21 protein-coding genes are annotated in these 19,293 nt (G+C 67.4%); 7 read left to right on the top strand and 14 right to left on the bottom strand.

Annotated elements, in window-relative coordinates; genetic code table 11:
- Positions 1–63: 63 nt before the first annotated feature.
- From metG to ACEN8G_RS10100, 4 genes are all read left to right on the top strand, one after another.
- Entirely contained in the window at positions 64–1,605 is a 1,542-nt protein-coding gene (metG, locus tag ACEN8G_RS10115) for a methionine--tRNA ligase (RefSeq protein WP_413413968.1), read from the top strand.
- On the top strand, positions 1,602–2,381 hold the full coding sequence (locus ACEN8G_RS10110) for a TatD family hydrolase (protein WP_413413967.1): 780 nt from the start codon (positions 1,602–1,604) through the stop codon (positions 2,379–2,381). Before metG ends, ACEN8G_RS10110 begins: the two co-directional genes overlap by 4 nt.
- 127 nt (positions 2,382–2,508) lie before the next feature.
- Positions 2,509–3,276, top strand: coding sequence for an MBL fold metallo-hydrolase (locus ACEN8G_RS10105; RefSeq protein WP_413413966.1), 768 nt, complete (start codon positions 2,509–2,511; stop codon positions 3,274–3,276).
- Entirely contained in the window at positions 3,273–3,917 is a 645-nt protein-coding gene (locus tag ACEN8G_RS10100; protein ID WP_413413965.1) for a TIGR02281 family clan AA aspartic protease, read from the top strand. The genes ACEN8G_RS10105 and ACEN8G_RS10100 overlap by 4 nt, the downstream gene beginning before the upstream one ends.
- Before the next feature lie 3 nt (positions 3,918–3,920).
- On the opposite strand, the gene ACEN8G_RS10095 is transcribed toward ACEN8G_RS10100, so the two are convergent.
- The 9 genes from ACEN8G_RS10095 to ACEN8G_RS10055 all read right to left on the bottom strand — a co-directional run bounded on the left by ACEN8G_RS10095 (position 3,921) and on the right by ACEN8G_RS10055 (position 9,965).
- Positions 3,921–4,088 carry a hypothetical protein gene (locus ACEN8G_RS10095; RefSeq protein ID WP_307119097.1) on the bottom strand — a complete coding sequence of 56 codons (168 nt, stop codon included), beginning with the start codon at positions 4,086–4,088 and terminating at the stop codon, positions 3,921–3,923.
- Between the two features lie 423 nt (positions 4,089–4,511).
- On the bottom strand, positions 4,512–5,285 hold the full coding sequence (locus tag ACEN8G_RS10090) for an alpha/beta fold hydrolase (protein WP_413413963.1): 774 nt from the start codon (positions 5,283–5,285) through the stop codon (positions 4,512–4,514).
- 11 nt (positions 5,286–5,296) lie between these two features.
- Positions 5,297–6,067, bottom strand: a complete 771-nt coding sequence (locus tag ACEN8G_RS10085; protein WP_413413961.1) for an SDR family oxidoreductase — start codon at positions 6,065–6,067, stop codon at positions 5,297–5,299.
- Positions 6,064–6,693 (bottom strand): glutathione binding-like protein, encoded by a 630-nt coding sequence (locus ACEN8G_RS10080; protein WP_413413960.1) that lies wholly within the window; start codon positions 6,691–6,693, stop codon positions 6,064–6,066. The genes ACEN8G_RS10085 and ACEN8G_RS10080 overlap by 4 nt, the downstream gene beginning before the upstream one ends.
- Positions 6,690–7,331, bottom strand: a complete 642-nt coding sequence (locus ACEN8G_RS10075) for a sensor histidine kinase (protein WP_413413959.1) — start codon at positions 7,329–7,331, stop codon at positions 6,690–6,692. Before ACEN8G_RS10075 ends, ACEN8G_RS10080 begins: the two co-directional genes overlap by 4 nt.
- A 159-nt stretch (positions 7,332–7,490) precedes the next feature.
- Positions 7,491–7,955: a carboxymuconolactone decarboxylase family protein gene (locus tag ACEN8G_RS10070; protein ID WP_413413958.1), complete on the bottom strand. Its 465-nt coding sequence runs from the start codon at positions 7,953–7,955 to the stop codon at positions 7,491–7,493.
- 27 nt (positions 7,956–7,982) lie between these two features.
- Positions 7,983–8,429 carry a hypothetical protein gene (locus ACEN8G_RS10065; RefSeq protein WP_413413957.1) on the bottom strand — a complete coding sequence of 149 codons (447 nt, stop codon included), beginning with the start codon at positions 8,427–8,429 and terminating at the stop codon, positions 7,983–7,985.
- Positions 8,426–9,187: an SDR family oxidoreductase gene (locus tag ACEN8G_RS10060; RefSeq protein ID WP_413413956.1), complete on the bottom strand. Its 762-nt coding sequence runs from the start codon at positions 9,185–9,187 to the stop codon at positions 8,426–8,428. Before ACEN8G_RS10060 ends, ACEN8G_RS10065 begins: the two co-directional genes overlap by 4 nt.
- 25 nt (positions 9,188–9,212) lie before the next feature.
- On the bottom strand, positions 9,213–9,965 hold the full coding sequence (locus ACEN8G_RS10055; protein WP_413413955.1) for an SDR family oxidoreductase: 753 nt from the start codon (positions 9,963–9,965) through the stop codon (positions 9,213–9,215).
- A gap of 323 nt (positions 9,966–10,288) precedes the next feature.
- On the opposite strand from ACEN8G_RS10055, the gene ACEN8G_RS10050 reads away from it, so the two are divergent.
- Positions 10,289–11,110 carry an alpha/beta fold hydrolase gene (locus ACEN8G_RS10050; RefSeq protein WP_413413954.1) on the top strand — a complete coding sequence of 274 codons (822 nt, stop codon included), beginning with the start codon at positions 10,289–10,291 and terminating at the stop codon, positions 11,108–11,110.
- Between the two features lie 38 nt (positions 11,111–11,148).
- Here the strand turns inward: ACEN8G_RS10050 and ACEN8G_RS10045 are convergent, their stop codons facing one another.
- The 4 genes from ACEN8G_RS10045 to ACEN8G_RS10030 form a co-directional block, all read right to left on the bottom strand.
- On the bottom strand, positions 11,149–12,843 hold the full coding sequence (locus ACEN8G_RS10045; RefSeq protein WP_413413953.1) for a sensor histidine kinase: 1,695 nt from the start codon (positions 12,841–12,843) through the stop codon (positions 11,149–11,151).
- Between the two features lies 1 nt (position 12,844).
- Positions 12,845–13,222: a response regulator transcription factor gene (locus ACEN8G_RS10040; protein ID WP_413413952.1), complete on the bottom strand. Its 378-nt coding sequence runs from the start codon at positions 13,220–13,222 to the stop codon at positions 12,845–12,847.
- A gap of 79 nt (positions 13,223–13,301) precedes the next feature.
- Positions 13,302–13,964, bottom strand: coding sequence for a response regulator transcription factor (locus ACEN8G_RS10035; protein ID WP_413413951.1), 663 nt, complete (start codon positions 13,962–13,964; stop codon positions 13,302–13,304).
- A gap of 77 nt (positions 13,965–14,041) precedes the next feature.
- The gene (locus ACEN8G_RS10030) at positions 14,042–14,437 is read right to left on the bottom strand and encodes a hypothetical protein (RefSeq protein ID WP_413413950.1); all 396 of its coding nucleotides are present in this window, start codon (positions 14,435–14,437) and stop codon (positions 14,042–14,044) included.
- A gap of 181 nt (positions 14,438–14,618) precedes the next feature.
- On the opposite strand from ACEN8G_RS10030, the gene ACEN8G_RS10025 reads away from it, so the two are divergent.
- Positions 14,619–17,696, top strand: a complete 3,078-nt coding sequence (locus ACEN8G_RS10025) for a two-component regulator propeller domain-containing protein (protein ID WP_413413949.1) — start codon at positions 14,619–14,621, stop codon at positions 17,694–17,696.
- Entirely contained in the window at positions 17,686–18,324 is a 639-nt protein-coding gene (locus ACEN8G_RS10020; RefSeq protein ID WP_413413948.1) for a response regulator, read from the top strand. The genes ACEN8G_RS10025 and ACEN8G_RS10020 overlap by 11 nt, the downstream gene beginning before the upstream one ends.
- On the opposite strand, the gene ACEN8G_RS10015 is transcribed toward ACEN8G_RS10020, so the two are convergent.
- Entirely contained in the window at positions 18,321–19,070 is a 750-nt protein-coding gene (locus ACEN8G_RS10015) for an SDR family NAD(P)-dependent oxidoreductase (protein ID WP_413413947.1), read from the bottom strand. The two genes, ACEN8G_RS10020 and ACEN8G_RS10015, sit on opposite strands and share 4 nt — an antisense overlap.
- Between the last annotated feature and the right edge of the window lie 223 nt (positions 19,071–19,293).

The following is a 19,293-nucleotide window of genomic DNA, read 5'->3' as shown; positions in this document are numbered from 1 at the left end:
GGATGACGAGGGAAGGGCGTGAGCCGGGGTGACGCGACGAAACTGATCGCCTAAAGGGCCGGGATGGCCGACCCCTTCTACATCACCACCGCGATCCATTATCCCAATGGCCGCCCGCATATCGGGCATGCCTATGAGATGATCGCCGCCGACGCGATCGCCCGCTTCCAGCGCCAGCAGGGCCGCGACGTCTTCTTCCAGACCGGCACCGACGAGCATGGCCTCAAGATGGTCAAGACGGCGCGCGACCGCGACATGACCGCGCGCGAGCTGGCGGATGAGATGTCGAGCTATTTCAGTGAAATGGCCGAGAAACTCGATATTTCGTGCGATCGTTTCATCCGCACTTCGGAGGCCGATCACTACAAGGCCAGCCAAGCGATCTGGCAGGCGATGGCCGATGCCGGCGACCTCTACCTCGATCGCTACGAGGGCTGGTATTCGGTGCGCGACGAGGCGTTCTACGAAGAGAAGGAGCTGGTCGAAGGGGAAGGGGGCGAGAAGCTCTCCCCCCAGGGTACCCCGGTCGAGTGGACCGCGGAGGAGACCTGGTTCTTCAAGCTCTCCAAGTACGAAAAGCCGCTGCTCGATTTCTATGCCGCCAACCCGGACTTCATCCGTCCGGAATCGCGCCGCAACGAGATCCTGCGCTTCGTCGAAGGCGGGCTCGCCGACCTGTCGGTCTCGCGCACCAGCTTCGACTGGGGCGTGCCGGTGCCGGGTTCGCCCGGGCACGTCATGTATGTCTGGGTGGATGCGCTGACCAATTACCTGACCGGCGCGGGCTATCCCGACGACCAGGTGCGGCTGGCGCGCTACTGGCCGGCGGACATCCATCTGATCGGCAAGGACATTGTCCGCTTCCACACCGTCTACTGGCCCGCCTTCCTGATGTCGGCGAAGATCGCGCTCCCGAAGCAGGTCTTCGGCCACGGCTTCCTGCTCAACCGCGGGGAGAAGATGTCCAAGTCGGTCGGCAATGTCGTCGATCCGATGGCGCTGGCCGATTATTACGGCGTCGATGCGCTGCGCTATTTCCTGTTGCGCGACGTCAGCTTCGGCAATGACGGCACGTTCAGCGACGAGGCGATCGTCACCCGGGCCAATGCCGACCTGTCGAACAGCTTCGGCAACCTCGCCCAGCGCGTGCTGAGCTTCATTGCCAAGAATCTCGACGGCGCCTTGCCCGGCGACGGGGACCGCGAGGATGCGGACCCGATCTTGCTCGCGGAAGTCGATGTGGCCTGTGCCGGTTTTCGAACCGCCTTCCAGGATCTTGCCCTGAGCCAGGCTGTCGAAGCGTGGATGGGTGGCGTGTTTGCCTGCAACCAGTATATCGATGCGCAAGCGCCCTGGGCGTTGCGGAAGACCGACCCGGACCGGATGCACGCTGTTCTGAAGACGCTGGTGCGCGCGATCCGACGTCTTGCCGTCACCATTTATCCGGTGACGCCGACGTCTGCCGAGCGGTTGCTGGCGCAAATCGGACAGAAGCCGACGTTTGAGGATGACAACATCTGGTATCATCAACTGGTCGTTGATGACTTCCGGATCGCCCCGCCGACCCCCATCTTCCCTCGCCTGGAGCTTAGGCAAGAACCGTGAACCTCGCCGACAGTCACTGCCATCTGATCTACAAGGGCCTGGGCGAGCAGCAGCCTGAGGTGCTGGCGCGGGCGCGCGAAGCCGGCGTGGTCGCGATGCTCAACATCTCGACGCGCGAGCGCGAATGGGACGAGGTGATCGCGGTCGCCGAGCGGGAAAGCGACGTCTGGGCCTCTGTCGGCATCCATCCGCACGAGGCGGACGAGCACCCCGATGTCGATGCGGCCAAGCTGGTCGCGCAGGCACGGCATCCGCGGGTGGTCGGCATCGGCGAGACCGGGCTCGACTATTATTACGACCATAGCGACCGCGACCGCCAGCGCGCGAGCTTCCGCGCGCATATCGCCGCGTGCCGCGAGACCCAGCTGCCGCTGATCGTCCACACTCGCGATGCCGAGGCGGATACCGCCGAGATATTGCGCGAGGAGATGGGGAAGGGGGCCTTTCCGGGCGTGATCCACTGCTTCACCGCGAGCCGGGAATTCTCGGAGATCGCGCTGGAGCTGGGATTCTACATCTCGATCTCGGGCATCGTGACCTTCAAGAACGCGAAAGACCTGCAGGACACCGCGGCGCAGCTGCCGCTCGACCGCCTGCTGATCGAGACCGACGCGCCCTTCCTCGCGCCGGTGCCGCACCGGGGCAAGACCGGAGAGCCGGCCTTCGTCGCCGACACCTGCCGCTTCCTGGCGCAGCTGCGCGGCGAGGACCCGGAGGCGCTCGCCGAGGCGACGCGGGCGAATTTCCACAAGCTGTTCTCGAAGACGCTGGGATGAAGGCGCCGCGGTCCGTTCCCCTTCCGCTTGCGGGAGGGGTCAGGGGAGGGGATGCTCCTTTCCCGATCGCGCGACCGGACAAGCCCTCCCCCAGCCCCTCCCGCAAGCGGAAGGGGAGCAAATAGTGTTGAACTTCCGCCTCCTCGGCTCCGGAACCTCCTCCGGCGTGCCGCGGATCGGGAATGACTGGGGTGCCTGTGATCCCGTTGAGCCCAGGAACCGTCGCACCCGCGCCTCGGCGCTGGTCTGGACCCCGACGACGCGCATCCTGATCGACACCAGCCCCGATTTCCGAGAGCAGGCGCTGGCCGCCGGCATCAGCGATGTCGATGCGGTGATCTGGACGCACGACCATGCTGATCACTGCCACGGCATCGATGATCTTCGGCAGGTCATGCATGCGCGGGCAGGGGAGCCGGTGCGCGGGCTGGCGCGCCCCTTCACCCTCGAGCAGCTGACGACGCGGTTCAGCTATGCCTTTCGCGGGAGCAAGCTCTATCGGCCGACCGTGGCGATCGAGCCGCTGCCCGATGCAATCACGATCGGCGATATCCATATCCGAGTGGCGGATCAGCCACATGGCGGCATCACCTCGGCGGGTCTGCGTTTTGACGCTAACGGAAAATCAGTAGCTTATGCTATAGATTTCAATGAGATGACGCAGGATATGCGTAACTTGTATAAGGATCTGAATCTCTGGGTGGCCGATTGTCTGCGCCGCGCGCCGCATCCGACCCACGCGCATCTCGACGCGGTGCTCGGATGGGTGAGGGACCTCGCGCCGCGGCGTGCGCTGCTCGCGCATATGGACAATTCGATGGACTATGCGACCCTCGTCGCCACGCTGCCCGCCGGAGTCGAGCCGGGCTATGACGGCATGGAGGTCGCGCTGTGAGCGATGATCGCATCATTCAGCTGCTGCTGTTGCTCGGCGCGCTGATGCTTGCCTTCCGGGCCTTGTCCGCCCAGCGCGTCACGCTGCGCGGTCTTGCCCAGACGTTGCTGCTCTGGGGGATCGTAGGCGTGACGATGGTCATCGTGATGTACCATCGCCAGGAACTGGGTGGACTGCTGGCCCGCGCGTCGGAGAAGCTCGGTTACGAGCAGCAGGTCGTCCAGGGCGACACGGTGCGGATCAAGATGAGCCCGGACGGGCATTTCTGGGCGCGGGTGCGGATCAACGGCGTCGAGCGGCGCATGCTGGTCGACAGTGGCGCGACAGTCACCGCGATCTCGCGCGACACCGCCGAGGCGGCCGGCGTCAAGCCCGTGCTGGCGCCGCCGGTGCTGATCGAGACCGCCAACGGCACCGTCCAGGCGCAGGAAGCGCGGGCGGACGATGTCGCGATCGGGCCGCTATCGACGCAGGACCTGCCGATGGTGGTCGGCGAGAGCTTCGGCGACCTCGATGTGCTGGGAATGAACTTCCTGTCGCGGCTCAAGTCCTGGCGGGTCGAGGACCGCACGCTGATCCTCGAGCCGCGCAAGGGTGCCGAGGCGAGGGTTATGATCCCGCGCTCGGCCGAACAGGATTAAGGCTTAGTCGAGTACAACGTTGTCAGCATGGCGTGGCTCGAAGCCGCGCGCGCGGCGTTCATACTCATGCGCCATGCCCATATGAGCGCGGAAGCTCGCCATGCCCTTGGCCCGCATTGCGGCACCACGTGCTTCATCGGCACGCTGCGCGTAATATTTGCTCTCGGTCATGGTGGCTTCCGTGATCATTTGTTGCAGAGGTAAGCGGTCTGCCGGATCGCGGCACTCCGTAAAACCGCGTAGTCGGGGATGGACCGTGTGCATTGCGGGCCAGAATTCTGGGGATAGGCATCATGGCAGGCTCGGGCATGCCGGCTTGGCGCAGTGTTAATTTTACATAATGTATATTATCGATCCATTGCTTTGTAAGCACATGCTCCAAATGAGGCACTTCTTCGAGTTCCAAGACTGGCTCGCTACCCTGCCGTCATCGTGGCGATCGCTATCTGGCCGTTAGCGGTCCGCCCCCTTTGAGGGCAAGTTCGCAATAGCGGGGATCTCGTGAGGCTTTCGCCCCGCACTTCATTGCTTGAGATCCCCTGTCCACCGCCTTGCGTAACCATAGCGGCTCTCGTTCGAGGCCGAGCTGGCCCACTACCTCACGGTTGCCGCCTCCTCGATAAGCTCCGCGACTTCCGTGGGATGCGAGACCATCAGCGCGTGCGAAGCACCGGGAATCTCCACTATCTTCCGGGCGTGCGCGCGCTCGGCCATGAACTTCATGACCGCGGCGGGAATGTTCCGGTCGGCGCTGCCATAGATCATGTAGTTCGGCAGCGTTTTCCAGGTTGCGACACCCGTGGGCTCCTGCAGCGCCTTCATCGTGATCGGGCGCTGGGTGGCCGCCATCACCGCCGCCTGGCCGACGGGGACATCGGCGGCGAATTGCGCATGGAACCTCGCCGGCTGGATATAGAGGTCCTGCCCGCCGTCCGGCAGCGGAACCGCAGTCAGCGCCTCGCCCAGCGTGCTGCCCGGGAATTTGCCCGAGAGCGAGAAGCTCGACTCCCCTGTTTCCGGCGCGAAACCAGCAACATAGACCAGCGCCTTGATGTTCTGGTTGCCATTCGCTGCCTCGGTGATCACCGGGCCGCCATAGCTATGGCCGACCAGCACCACCGGGCCCCTGATCGACTTGACCACCGCTGAGACCGCGGCCCCGTCGCTCGCGACGCTGCGCAGCGGGTTTGCGGCGGCGATGACGGTATAGCCGTCCTTCTCCAGCCGGGTAATCACCGGCTCCCAGCTGGAGCTTTCGGCAAAGGCGCCGTGGACAAGCACGATCACAGGCTTCTCGGCTGTGGTCTGGGCATGGGCGGCGCCAGAGAGGAGGAGTGCGGTGGGCAGCAGAAGTGTCGAGAGACGCATGGATATTCTCCTCAATTGGGGATGGAGATGCGGTGGGGCTGGAGGCTGTCGCGCAGCCAGTCGTCGAAGGTGAGCGTGGCGATACGCGCCCCGGTACCCGGCAGGAGCGAGTGCTCGCCGAGCTCGGCCCCGAAATAGGGCGCTGCGACATCGGCGACGATCCGGCGCGGGTCCTCCTGCGCGGTGGCGATCTCGACGGCGACCTGGTCGAGCCGCAGCCGCTCGGGACCGGCGACCTCAAGCATGCCGTTGAAGGGAGCGCTGAACACCGCGTCGGCCAGCATGTCGGCCAGATCCTCGCCGGCGATCGGCTGGACCAGTGCCGGCGCGATCCGGATGTCGCGTTCGGTCCCCGCCTGCACCACGGAACTGATGAACTCGAAGAACTGGGTCGAGCGCAGGATGGTGAAGGGAATGCCCGATCCGGCGGCCATCTCCTCCTGCAGCTTCTTGCCGCGGAAATAGCCGCTGGCGAGCAGCCCATCGGTACCGACGATCGACAGCACGACATGATGTCGCACACCCACACGCTGCCCGGCATCGAGCAGGTTGCGGCTCGACGTCTCGAAGAAGCGCATCGCCGCGTCGCCATCGTCGGGTGAGACGTTGGTGACGTCGATCACCACCTCCGCGCCGTCCAGCGCTGCATCCAGCCCGACGCCTGTGAAGCTGTCCACGCCGGTGGTGCGTGAGGCCTCCACGACGCGCAGATCCTCCTGGCGCAGGTTGCGTACCAGCCGCTCGCCGATCCGACCGCGGCTGCCGATCACCGCGACCTTCATATCAGCGCCTCGATCGAAGAGATGTCGACCGAGGGGAGCGGTACGAACAGCCCCTCCTCCATCAGCGCCCGGCGGACGGTGGGGCGTTCGGCGACGCGTTCGAAATAGCCGAGCATGTCGGTCGACATCGGCACGCCGAACGCCTGTGCCCAGCGCAGCATGACGAACAGATAGGCATCGGCGACGGTGAAACGCGGGCCGAACAGATAGAGCTCGTTGATATGCGCTTCGATCAGCGCCAGCCGACTGGCGACCGCCTCGCTGGCCGCAGCGCGCTCGGCCTCGTCCTCCGAATGCCAGAAGGGCTTGAAGGCGACGTGCAACTCGGTCGACAGCCAGGAGAGCATCTCGATAAGCCGGGTGCGGCCGAGCGGCCCGCCGGGAGTCAGGCTGGCATCCATGCCGGCGATGAACTCGAGGATCGCCGTGTTCTCGCTCACCGTATTGCCGTCGTCGAGGACGAGTAGCGGCACATAGCCGCGCGGGTTGATTGCGATATAGTCATAGCCATGCTCGGTCGTCTTGGTCTTGATGTCGACCCGCTCGAACTCGGCGGCGAGGCCGGCCTCGTGCAGCGAGATCCGGCCGGACAGGCTGCAAGCGCCGGGGGCGTAATAGAGCTTCATGATCGGGACTCCTGGAAAGCTGCGGGCAGGTGCAGAGTGACGATGGTGCCAGTGCCGGCTTCGCTCTCGATCGAGACGCCGCCGCCGGCACTCCGGGCGAAGCGCTCGACCATCGGCAGGCCGATGCCGCCCAGCCCGTCGCGCTTGGTGGTGAAGAAGGGATCGAAGACACGGGCAAGCGTCGCGGGCGACATGCCAGCGCCGTGATCGCGGACGCCGAGTGTCACCGCGCAAGGAAGTGCGCGTGCCTCGATCCACACCGTCCCCTCCCCGCTCATCGCGTCGCGCGCGTTTAGAACGAGGTTGAGTAGCGCCCGGCGCAGCCCGATCGGATCACATGCCAGGGCAGGCAGCCCGGGCTCGGCGATTACGACGACACGCAGCAGCCGATCCTCGCCGCCGGCGATCAGCGCGACGATATCGGCGAGGCACTCCGCGACATCGCAGCGCAGGTTCGCCATCGCCCGGGCGCTGGCCTGCGCCATGTTCTGGTGGAGGATCGTACCGGCGTGATCGAGCGAGGTACGGGCGCGATGGAGGAGCGGCTCGCGATGGGTCACCGGCATGTCCGGCGTCCGTGCCAGGATGTTGAGCGCGGATGTCGCGATCTGGACGAGATTGCCCAGGTCGTGGAGCATACCCGCTCCAGCGAGCGCAACTTCGCTGCCCATGGCCGGGCCCAAGGGCGGCAATATCTCTTGTCCTTGCAGGACCGGGGACTGGGGAACCATCACCGAGCTCCTTGTCAGAGAGGGGGCCGCGGGGTGCGGAGGGGAGCCACCCCGCGGCCCGGCCGGTCAGGCCGCCGCGGCCGCCGGGGCCTCGACCGGGTGCACGGCGCGAAGGCCGATCTGCACGCGGTTCCAAAGGTTGATTGCGCCGATCGCCAGCGTCAGCCAGGCGATTTCGCTCTCGCTGAACTGGGCCTGGAGCATCGCGTAGTCGGCGTCCGGCGCATGCGTCTTGGCGATGCGAGTGAGCGTCTCGGTCCAGTTGAGTGCGGCGCGCTCGCGATCGGTGTAGGCGGGCGAGTCACGCCAGCCGTCGAGCAGGTGGAGGCGCTGGTGGCTCTCGCCGTTCTTGATGGCGTCCTTCACATGCATGTCGATGCAGAAGGCGCAGCCGTTGACCTGCGAGGCACGGATCTTCACCAGCTCGAGCAGGCTGTGCTCGAGCCCGCTCTTCTCGATCGCGGCTTCGACGCCGATCATCGCCTTGGTGCCTTCGCCGGCGACCTGGAAGATGTTCATACGGGGGGTCATTGCTATTCTCCTTGCTTGGATGATGGATCAGATGCGCGCGGACGATCGGTCGCTCAGCGCGTAGAAGGTGAGCCCGGCGCCGATCAGCGCGGGGAGCGTGACGGCGGGAAAGTCTCGCAGCAGCACCGAAGGGCCGCAGATGCCCGCCGCGACTTCCCAGAAATGGAAGAGGGCATGGCAGGCGAGCCACAGCGTCGCCCCGCCCCACAGCACCGGCCGCGCATTGGGGCGCACCGTGCCGATCAGGAAGGCGGCGCCGAGGAACAGGAAGATGATCCCGATGTCGCGGATGAAGTGCTGGTTGAACGGACCGGTGGTGGTCACGCCGGGGACCGCGAAATACCAGCCGACCGGCGAGATCAGCATATAGGTGCCGTTGAGCAGCCCCCCGACGCCGAGCAGCACGGCGAGGAAGACGCAGAGCTGGCGGAGCACCGGCCTGTCGTCCCCGGCTGGGCGCGCACGCGCGCTCATTTCGCCACCGGTGCGGGCACGTTGGCGAGCCACCAGTCGAAGCCGGTGGTGCCCAGCCGGGCATCCGGCCCGGGCATCAGCGAGGCATCGTCGATGGCGACGCCGAAATAGGGTGCCGCCGGATCGGCGACCACGCGGCGCGGATCCCTGTCGAACGCCAGCACCTGCGCGACCAGTTCGTCGATGCGATACGCCTGTGGGCCGGCCACTTCGATCAGGCCGTTGACCGGCTCGGACAGCGCAGCCCGGGCGACTGCGGCAGCGACGTCCTGCGCCGCCATCGGCTGGAAAAGCGCCGGCGACAGGCGAACCGTGTCGCCCTCGGTCGCCGAATTGGCGATGCCGCGCAGGAACTCGAAGAACTGCGTCGCGTGGATCAGCGTGAACGGGATGCCCGAGGCGGCGATGCCCTTTTCCTGGGCGAGCTTGGCCTGGAAATAGCCGCTGGCCTGGAGCCGATCAGTGCCGACCACCGAGAGCGCGATGTGATGGCGCACCCCGGCCCTCTTCTCGGCGGCCGCGATGTTGCGTCCCGCTTTCTCGAAGAAGTCGAGCGCCGCCGGGCCGTCGAGCGTCGGTGAGTTGGAGACGTCGATCACCACCTGGGCGCCCTGCAGCGCCTGGTCGAGCCCCTCGCCGGTCAGCGTGTCGACACCGGTGTTGGGTGCGGCGGCGAACACCTCGTGCCCTTCCTTCGCCAGCAGGGCGACGGTCTTCGACCCGATCAGGCCGGTGCCGCCAATCACCACGATCTTCATGTTGCGTCCTTTCGATTGGATGGGTTCAGGCCGGAGTGAGCGCACTGCGGAACCAGTTCTCGAGACTGGCGTCGCCCGGCCCTACAGCGGCATCGGAGACGAGCTTCTCCTCACCGAGCCGCGCTCCGAAGAAGCGGGCATCGGCGTCGGTCAGCACCGGGCGATAATCCTCGCCCGCGGTCAGCATCTGCTGGGCGAGGCCTGGCAGCGCATAGCTGTTCGGCCCGGCGACCTCGAGCACGGCATTGACCGGATCGCGCAGCGCCACCTGCATCAGCACCCGCGCGGCATCCTCCGTCGCGATCGGCTGGACGCGGATCGGCGGCACGCGGACTTCCGCCTCGCTGCGCCCGGCATCGATGATGTCGTGGATATATTCGAACAGCGGCGTCGAGCGGACGATGGTGAACGGGATGCCCGACCCGGCGATCAGTCGCTCCTGCGCGTGCTTGGCCTGGTAATAGCCGTCGCCGATCCGCTCGGCGCCGATCGCGGAGAAGGTGATGTGGTGCTTGGTGCCCGCTGCCTGCTCGGCGGCGAGCAAGGTGGCGCCCGCGCGCTCGAAGAAGCGAAGCATCTCGGTCGCATCGGCATAGCCGGGACTGGAAACGTCGATCACCGCCTCGGCGCCGTCCAGCGCCCGGTCGAGCCCCGCGCCGGTGACAATGTCCACCCCGGCCGCCCGTGCTGCGACGACCACCTGGTGCCCCGCCGCCTCGAGCTGGCGGACCAGCCGCGTGCCGACCAGGCCGGTGCCTCCCACCACGGTAATGCGCATGTCCCGTCTCCGCATTCGAACAGGGCTGCAGGATCACGGATCGCGCCCCGCGCCTCCATCGTGCCGAGGCATGCGCGATCCTCGCCTTTTGGCAGGCCCCCCTGTCCCAAGGTGCAGGTCACGCCACCCCGGCGGAGGACCGGACGGCGGAACCGATACCCGCGCACCGCAATGCCCGACCTTGGGCGAGCCTCGCCTCGCCCCTTGTCCCACCGGGCTCCCCCGGAGGTGCGATCGACCGGGGCCCGGCCCCTCCCCTAGCCCGTCCCCGCCGGGAGGCGGCCCGTGGCGGGTCGTGCGGCGCGCATCCAGGGAGACACTCGATGCCGATGTTCACCACCAGCGACGGACACATGATGCACTACAAGGACTGGGGCCAGGGCCCGGTCGTCACCTTCTCGCATGGCTGGCCGCTCAGCTCGGACGCGTGGAGCGGCCAGATGCAGTTCCTCGCCGCGCAGGGCTATCGCTGCATCGCGCACGACCGCCGCGGCCACGGCAAGTCGGCCCAGACCGGCACCGGCAACGACATGGACAGCTATGCCGACGATCTCGAGCAGCTGTTCGCCGCGCTCGGCCTGCAGGACATCACCATGGTCGGCCATTCGACCGGCGGCGGCGAAGTCGCCCGCTATATCGGCCGCCACGGCACCGGCCGCGTCAAGAAGGCCGTGCTGCTCGGCGCGGTACCGCCGGTGATGGTGCAGAGCGAAGCGAACCCCGAGGGCCTCCCCCTTAGCGTGTTCGACGGCCTGCGCCACGACATCCTCAAGAACCGATCGCAATTCTACAAGGACTTCGCGATCCCCTTCTTCAGCGCCAACCGCCCGGACGCGAACGTGCCGCAGAGCCTGCTCGACGAGTTCTGGCTGATCAGCATGCAGGCCGGCCTGAAGAACGCCTATGAGTGCATCAAGGCATTCAGCGAGACCGATTTCACCGAGGACCTGAAGAAGTTCGACGTGCCGACGCTGATCGTCCACGGCGAGGACGACCAGATCGTGCCGATCGCGGACTCGGCCCACAAATCCGCCAAGCTGGTGCAGGGCGCGCAGTCGCTCTTCTATCCGGGCCTCCCTCATGGCCTGACCGCGACGCATGCCGATCGGTTCAACGCCGATCTGCTCGCCTTCCTGCGCAGCTGAAGCGGAGACGCCCGGCGGTGTCCCAGCGCCGCCGGGCGTCAGCCCGAAATCGGCGGCAGCGTCACCTGGAAGAAGGCGCCGCCCTGCGCATGGTTCGCTGCCGAGATGCCCCCGCCATGCGCGGCGATGATTGACTGGCAGACGGCCAGGCCGATCCCCATTCCGTCCTGCTTGGTGGTGAAGAAGCCTTCGAACACCCGGTGCAGGTCTTCGGCGGCGATGCCCGGCCCATTGTCGCGCACCGACAGGCGTACGCCCCCGAAGCCATCCCGCCCGGTGGTGATCTCGATCTGCGAATGCGGCCGTCCGGCCATTGCCTGCAGGCTGTTGACCAGCAGGTTGACCACCACCTGCTGGAGCTGGACCCGGTCGCCGAGCACGCGCGGCAGGCCGATGTCGAGCCTGACGCCCAGCTGGATGCCGCGCGCCTCGATATCATGGCAGACGAACATCAAAGCTTCCTCGACCACCCGGTTCAGGTCGAGCGCCGTGCGGTTCGGCACATGGCGACCGGCCATGCCGCGGATGCGCTGGACGATCTGACTGGCATGGCGCGCGCTGTCGGCGATTCGCCGGGTCAGCTGGCCGACCTTGTCGAGGTTCGGCTCGTCGCGCGCCAGCCAGCGCAGGCTGGTCTCGGCGTTCATCGCGATCGCGGCGAGCGGCTGGTTCACTTCGTGCGCGATCGAGCTTGCCAGCTCGCCCAGCGTCGCGATCCGCGCCGCCCGGGCATATTCCTCCTGGAGCTGGCGCAGCTGCACCTCGGTCTGCAGCCGCTCGGTGACGTCCTCGAACATCAGCAGCGTCACGTCCAGCCGCTCGGGCGGCGTCGGATAGGTGATCGACAGCTGCACGTCGCGCAGCTGCCCGTCGAAGGTCCGCAGCTTCATGATCTCGGTCAGGTTGCGGCGCCCGTCGAAATGCGCGGTGATCACCCGCTTGGCGGTATCGGGCGAGGCTGCGAACAGATAATCGACCGGCCCGATCAGCCGATCGGCGCTCCCCGCTCCGAACAGCTCCACCGCGTTGCGGTTCGCATCGGTCACCCGGACGATCGCGCGCGATTCGAACGGCAGGTCGGGATTCGCATCGAGATAGGCGCCGACATCGGTCACGCCCGCCGCGCGCAGCTCGTCGAAGATCGGCAGCATCGCGGTGGAATCGACCAGCACCAGCGCCCAGGGGAGATGGTGGATCAGCGTGCGATAGCGCTCTTCGCTCGCGCGCAGCGACCAGAGCGAGCGCTTGTCGGTCACGCCGCCGCCCACCGAGACGAAGACGAGGTCGGGATGTGCGGGATCGGTCGAGATGTTCACCGTCGCGTCGTTGAACACGCTCGAGATTATCTTGCGGGTTCGCGCGGCGCCGGGAATGTCCGCCAGCTCGGCGAGGATCAGCTCGGCCAGCGCCGGCCAGCTCTCGGCCGGCCAATAGGCGGTGACCGGCGCGCCGATCATCCGCCGCCGCCCGCCGATCGGGCCGAGAGCGCGCAGGGCATTGTCGTCGATGTCGACCACGCGCACGAGATCGAGCAGTGCGCTGGCCCAGTCGCCCGGCACCTCGCCCGCGGCTATCCGGGCGATCAGCCCGCGCGCGCCGGAAATGTCGAACACGCTCCACGCGCTCGTTTCCTCGTCCATCCCGGCATGGGCGACATCGCCGATGCGCGGGAGCAGCGCCGGGGATAGTTCGGGGTCGGCGTCCGCGGCCTCCTGCTGGGACAGCGGCTCCATCTCAGGCGCCCCTGCCGGTGTTGCCCAGCGCCACGCGAAGCGCGCCGAGCAGCGCAACATTCGCGACGGGCTTGGCGAACCAGGCGGTTGCCCCATCCCGCAGTGCGTGGGCACATGCCACCTCGTCGGCCAGCGAAGTGACGAAGATCATCGGTATCGGCGAGCCGCAGGCGCGCAGCCGGCGCTGCAGCTCCAGCCCGTCCATCTCCGGCATGCGGACATCGGAGATCACGCAGTCGAACTCGCTCGCCCGGTCGAGGAAAGCGGCCGCCCGCTCGAAGCCCAGCGCCGCCATCCCCTCCACCTGGAGGAGCTCGCACAGCGCCTCGCGCACGGCCAGGTCGTCATCCACGATCGCGATCACCACTGGCCTGGACAAGGGACGCGTCCTCTCGGCGCGAGCTGCGCCCGTCCGCGACTGTCGCCCAAGGTCCAGGCAGTCGTAACCATACCATGGTCTAGGTCTCCTCCTGCCGAAGGGGTTCGGGCAGCAGGTCCCAGGCACGGATCAACTCGCCGACCGTGCTCACTTCCATCTTGCGCATCACGCTGCTGCGATGGAGCTTCACCGTCACTTCGCTGATACCCAGGTCATAGGCGATCTGCTTGTTGAGCCGGCCGCGGGCGACCTGGCGGAGCACCTGGCGCTCGCGCGGCGTGAGCGTGGCGTGGCGGTCCGCCTGGCGCTTGGCCAGCTCGGCATCGGCGCGCTGGGCCAGGTCGCGCTCGATCCCGGCGGTCACTGCGTCGAGCAACGACTGGTCGCGCGCCGGCTTGGTGAGGAAATCGACCGCGCCGGCCTTCATCGCCTGCACCGACATCGGAATGTCGCCATGGCCGGTGAGGAATATGATCGGCTTGGCGTTGCCGGTGCTGGCCAGATATTGCTGCAGGTCGAGCCCGCTCGATCCCGGCATGCGCACGTCCAGGACCATGCAGCCCGGCCGCTCGGGCAGATTCGCCTCGAGCAGCTCGCGCGACGAGGCGAAGCCGGCGGCGTCGATTCCCACCGAGAGCATCAGCTCCTCGATCGCGGTGCGCACGGCGGCATCGTCATCGACGATCACCACCAGCGGGCGGGCGGGTGCGGCGGGCCGGTGCATTTGCGTTATCTGGTTCATCGCAGGACCTCCTGGCTTGGCGGCTGGAGACGAGTGACCCTTCCACTGGGCGCGACGAGGCGCCATCCCGGTTCCGGTTAGCCGGGACCTACCCGATCCGGGGAGCGCGGCTCGAGCCGGATCACCCGTCGGCCATGGAGATGCGCATCGATCGAAAAGGCGCCCGGGCCGAGCAGCACGAACGCAGCTGCCCCTCCCGCGCAGGCGAGCAGAAACCAGGCGGGCAGGCCCGGAGTCCCGGTAAAGCCGATCGCCAGCACGATGACGAGCAGCGCTCCTGCCGCCCGCGCGCCGAAGCCGAGCACCAGCGCCAGGCCAAGCAGGCTGGCCCCCAGCCCGATCGACACCGCGTTCGACGGCGACGGCCAGAGCAGGGCGAGCGAAGGATAGGCGATTACCGCATAGGACAGGCGCAGCAGCAGCAGCGCGACGCCGAACAGACCATCCGGATAGCGTAGAATCAATTTGGGCACCGTCAGGCGATAGCTCCCCCATGGGGGCCGGCCAGCCTTCGGTCCGGGGATTTGCCGCTCCCCCATTCGGGGGTAGCATCGCATCCACCTGACGGCGAAGGGGCGGATTGCTTCGAACAGGCTCAGGCGGAGACCCGGCGGGATTGCTGAAACGGCGATGCAATTGATCAGGGGGCTACCAGTGCTGGCGACCCTCGTCGCGGCGCTGCTCTTCCAGCCCGTCGGCGCGGCGCCGGCCGATGTGCCGCGCCTGATCGCCCATTATACCCATCAGCGCTGGAGCGAGGAGAGCGACGCGCCACGTCCGGTGGTTGCCCTGGCGCAGGATCGGCGCGGCTATCTCTGGGTCGCGGCCAATGCCGGGCTGTTCCGCTTCGACGGTATCCGCTTCGAACCGATGAGCGCCGGCGTCGACCCTGCCGTCCATGGCCCGCCCTCGGCGATCCTCGTCCGGCGCAATGGCGATGTCTGGACGAATTTCGAGCGGAGCGGCCGCTTCGCTGTCTATCGCGACGGCCGGCTGCGCTTCCTCGATGCGCCGCCCTCGCCCGATCGGGTCCTGTCGATGCAGGAGGCGGCAGACGGCACGATCTGGGTGCTGACCGAACGGATGGGGCTTCCGCTCCTGCGCTTCCGGAACGGCCGCTGGACTTCGTTCGGCAGCGGAGTCGGCGCGCCGGTCGATAACCCCTTCAGCCTTGTGGTGACACGGGACGGCACGGCATGGGTCGCCTTTTCCGGCGAAGTGATGCGGCTCAGGCCGAATGCCAGCCGTTTCGAGTCCGTCCGCAGGGACTTTCGTGCGCTGGGGCGGCTCTCGCTCGATCCCGAGGAACGTGTCTGGATCAGCGACCGCCATGGCAGCTATCCGCTGACCGGCCCGGGCGGCCACGGAAAGCCGCCCGCGCTTCGCTATCCCTACGCCACCGACAGCGCCGAGATCCGCGGCTGGCCGCGTTTCGACCGCGAGGGCAATCTTTGGATCGCGACCTATTATGACGGGCTCCAGCGCGTGCGCAGTGCCGATCCGCGCGGCGCCGCCACACCCGTTGAGGCAAGGGCGCGGGTCGAGCGCTTCACCGCGCATGACGGCCTGTCGTCCAATGCCGCCACCCAGATCTTCCAGGACGTGGAAGGCAATGTCTGGGCGGGCACCGAGAATGGCCTGGACCGGTTCTGGCCCGCGACGCTGCGCTACGAGCCGCAGCTTGCCCAGCCTGCCGCATTCGGCGACCTGCTGCTGCGCGGCTCGGACGGCAGCGTCTATATCGGCCAGGCAGCGACGGTGTACCGCGTGCGGCCCGGTGGACGGCCGGAGCCGATCTTCCGTACGCCGGACAACGAACCGCGCACCCTGTGCGAAGCGCCGGACCACGCGATCTGGATCGGCATGAGCAAGAGCGTGGGCCCCGGGCCGCCCCCCAGCAAGCCGGTGATGATCTGGAAGGACGGCAGCCTCCGTGTCGGCCCCCGCGTGCCGCTCAACTATGTCGTCTATGACTGCGCCTTCGATGTGCGCGGGGATTTCTGGGTGACTGCCTGGCTGGGTGGCATGGCACGGCTGCACGACGGGCGCTGGCAGCGCGTCACGCCGCCACCTGGCCAGCCCTTCGCGCCGCGTTCGATGGTGGCGGACGCGCAGGGCCGGATCCTGGTCCATTGGAGCGACCGGGTGCTGGGCCGGTTCGATGGGCTGACCCGCCAATCGTTCCCGCTTCCCTTTGGAAGTCACGGCAATGACGAGATCGCCTTGCACCCGGAACCCGGCGCGCTGTTCGTCGCCGGTGAATTCGGCCTCGCCCGGCTGCGCGACGATCGCTTCCAGACCATCTCCACCCGCCAGGCGCCCCTTTTCGGCGGCGTCAACGGCATGGCCCGCAGCGCTTCCGGAGAAACCTGGCTGGCGAGGCCCGGCGGCATCCTGCGCGTCCGTTCAGCCGATCTCGACCGTGCCTTCGTCCAGCCAGGCTGGACACCGCCGATGCAGGTCTTCGGGGCTGCCGACGGCCTGCGCAGCCGACCCCATTCGCACAGCCGCAACGCGATCGTGCAGGGCGGTGACGGACGTCTCTGGATCGCGACGCAGACCGGCACCTTGTGGCTCGATCCCAAGGACGTGAAGCGCAGCCTGGCGCCGCCGCGGGTCACGGTCGGCGCGCTGATCGCCGACAAGGTCTATCGCGATCCGACAAGCGTCACCCTGCCCGCCGGCCGCTCGAACGTGCAGATCGATTTCGCGGTGCTGAGCTTCTCCAACCAGCACGCCACTCAGGTCCGTTACCGGATCGAGGGGCAGGATAGCGAGTGGGTCGATCCCGGTACCCGGCGCCAGGCCTTCTACACCAATCTCGCCCCTGGCACCTATCGCTTCCAGTTGATCGCCGCGAACGACAATGGTGCGTGGAACCAGGCCGGGGCGACGGTGGAGTTCACCATACCGCCGACCTTCGTGCAGTCGAAATGGTTCCTTGCCCTGTGCGCAGCGATCGTGCTGGCGCTGCTCTGGCTCGCCTACCGATTGCGCATGGCCCAGGTCGCTGGCCGTATCCGCGCGCGCCTGGAGGAGCGGATGGGCGAGCGCGAACGGATCGCCCGCGAGTTGCACGACACGCTGCTCCAGAGCGTCCAGGGCCTGGTCCTCCGCTTCCAGTCGGTCGCCAACAAGATGCCGCCGGAGGGGCCCGCCCGGGGTCAGCTCGAGGCGGCGCTCGCGCGTGCCGACGAGATCATCGCCGACGGCCGGGAGCGGGTGCAGGGCCTGCGCGGCGCCGACGACAAGGGCGACCTGCCCGAACTGCTCAAGGAGCGCGCGGTCGCCGCCGGCTTCGATCCGGCGGTTGGCGTGCGCATCGTGGTGGAGGGGCGTCAGCGCCCGGTCGATCCGCTCGTCGCGGTGGAGCTCAGCCGGATCGTCGACGAGGCGCTGTTCAACGTCCACCGCCACGCCAATGCCGGCGCCGTCGAGATCGTCATCCGCTTCGGCGCGCGCCAGCTGGGCGTCGAGATCCGCGACGATGGCGTCGGCATTCCTGCCGAGATCGTGGCACGAGGACACAAGCCCGGCCATTTCGGGCTGATCGGCATGCGCGAGCGCGCCGAGCGGATCGGGTGCAGCTTCTCGATCGACAGCCGCCCCGGCATGGGCTGCGCGGTGACGATGACCCTTCCCGCCCGTCTCGCCTTCGCCGACCACGCGCCGGGCCGCCGCCGCTTCCTCTCCCAATTCTTCCGAAAAAGGCTCCCAGACCATGCCGCCTGAAAAAGGCCCCTCGCCAATCCGTATCCTCATCGTCGACGACCACCCCGTCCTGCGCGAGGGCGTCACCGCGATCCTCGAGGACCGCACCGACATGGTCGTGATCGGCGAGGCCCGTGACGGGGCCGAAGCGGTCTCGCGCTTTCGCGAGCTGCGTCCGGACGTGACGCTGATGGATCTGCAGATGCCGGTGATGAACGGCGTCGATGCGATAACCGCGATCCGCGCCGAATTCTCCGACGCCCGCATCCTCGTCCTCACCACCTATGCCGGCGACGTCCAGGCGGTGCGCGCGCTCAAGGCCGGGGCGACCGGCTATCTGCTCAAGAGCAGCCTGCGCACCGAGATGCTCGATGCGATTCACAACGTCCATCGCGGCCGGCGCCATGTCCACGGCGAGGTCGCCGCAGAGATCGCGCTGCACGTGGCGGACGACAATCTCAGCGAACGGGAGACCTCGGTGCTGCGGCTGGTCGCCGAGGGCAAGGCGAACAAGGAGATCGCCCATGCCCTCGCCCTTTCCGAGGAGACGGTGAAGGCCCACCTCAAGAATATCTTCGCCAAGCTCGACGTCAGCGACCGCACCCATGCGGTGACGGTCGCCGCCCGTCGCGGGATCATCGAGCTCTAGAGCAGCGCCATCCCGCCATCGACGCGCAGATTCACGCCGGTCACGAAGCTGCTCATGTCCGAGGCAAGGAACAGCGCCGCGCTCGCCAGTTCCTCGGGCCGACCGAGCCGGCCGAGCGGGATCGCGGCCGCCATCTGCGCCTCGAATGCCGGGCGCTGCTCGGCAGAGACGCCCAGCTTGCCGAGTATCTCGGTATCCGTGGGGCCCGGGCTCAGGACGTTGACGCGAATACCGCGCCCTCTGAGTTCGAGCGCCCAGCTACGCGCAAAGGCGTTGATCGCCGCCTTCGACCCGGCATAGACCGCATGCCCGTCGAGCACCTTCTCGCTAGCGAGCGATCCGGTGATCACGATCGCGCCTTGATCGCGAAGGAGCGGCGCCATCTTCTGCACGCCGACGAACACGCCGCGCGTGTTGGTGGCGAACTGTGCGTCATATTCGTCCTGCGGCACTTCGGCCGAATGGCGGATCGTGTTGATCCCGGCATTGGCGACATAGATGTCGAGCCCGCCAAAGCGCTCGCCGACCACGTCCGCCGCCCAGCTATGGAATTCGGGATCGCCGACATCGCCGATCACGGAGGTCGCGCCGCTGCCGATCCGCCGCACCGCTTCCTCCGCGGCGTCTGCCCGGCGGCCGGTGACGATCACCTGCGCGCCTTCCGCCGCAAAGGACCGGGCGATCGCGAAGCCGATCCCGCTCGTGCCGCCCGTGATCATTGCCGTCTTGCCGCTGAGCAAGGCCATGGTTCTACCTCCAGAATTGACTGGCCTGGAGGTAGGAAGCGGCCGCTCCCGAAGAACCTGTCCCCGAGTCTAGGCGCGCACCGACCAAGGTCGGTCCATCCCCCTGCCCTTGGCCAGATGCGGGCGGCAGGGACTTGTCGCAAAAGAGAACCGGAGAGCTCCCGGCAATGTCCGGGCAGCTTGGGGAGCCGTGTTAATCGGACGCGACAGGGATGATGAACGC

The organism is Sphingomonas sp. Sphisp66, from assembly GCF_047324325.1.
Classification (GTDB): Bacteria; Pseudomonadota; Alphaproteobacteria; order Sphingomonadales; family Sphingomonadaceae; genus Sphingomonas.
The sequence above is the reverse complement of the archived record's forward strand: the minus strand, read 5'-3'. Positions and strand labels throughout refer to the sequence as shown.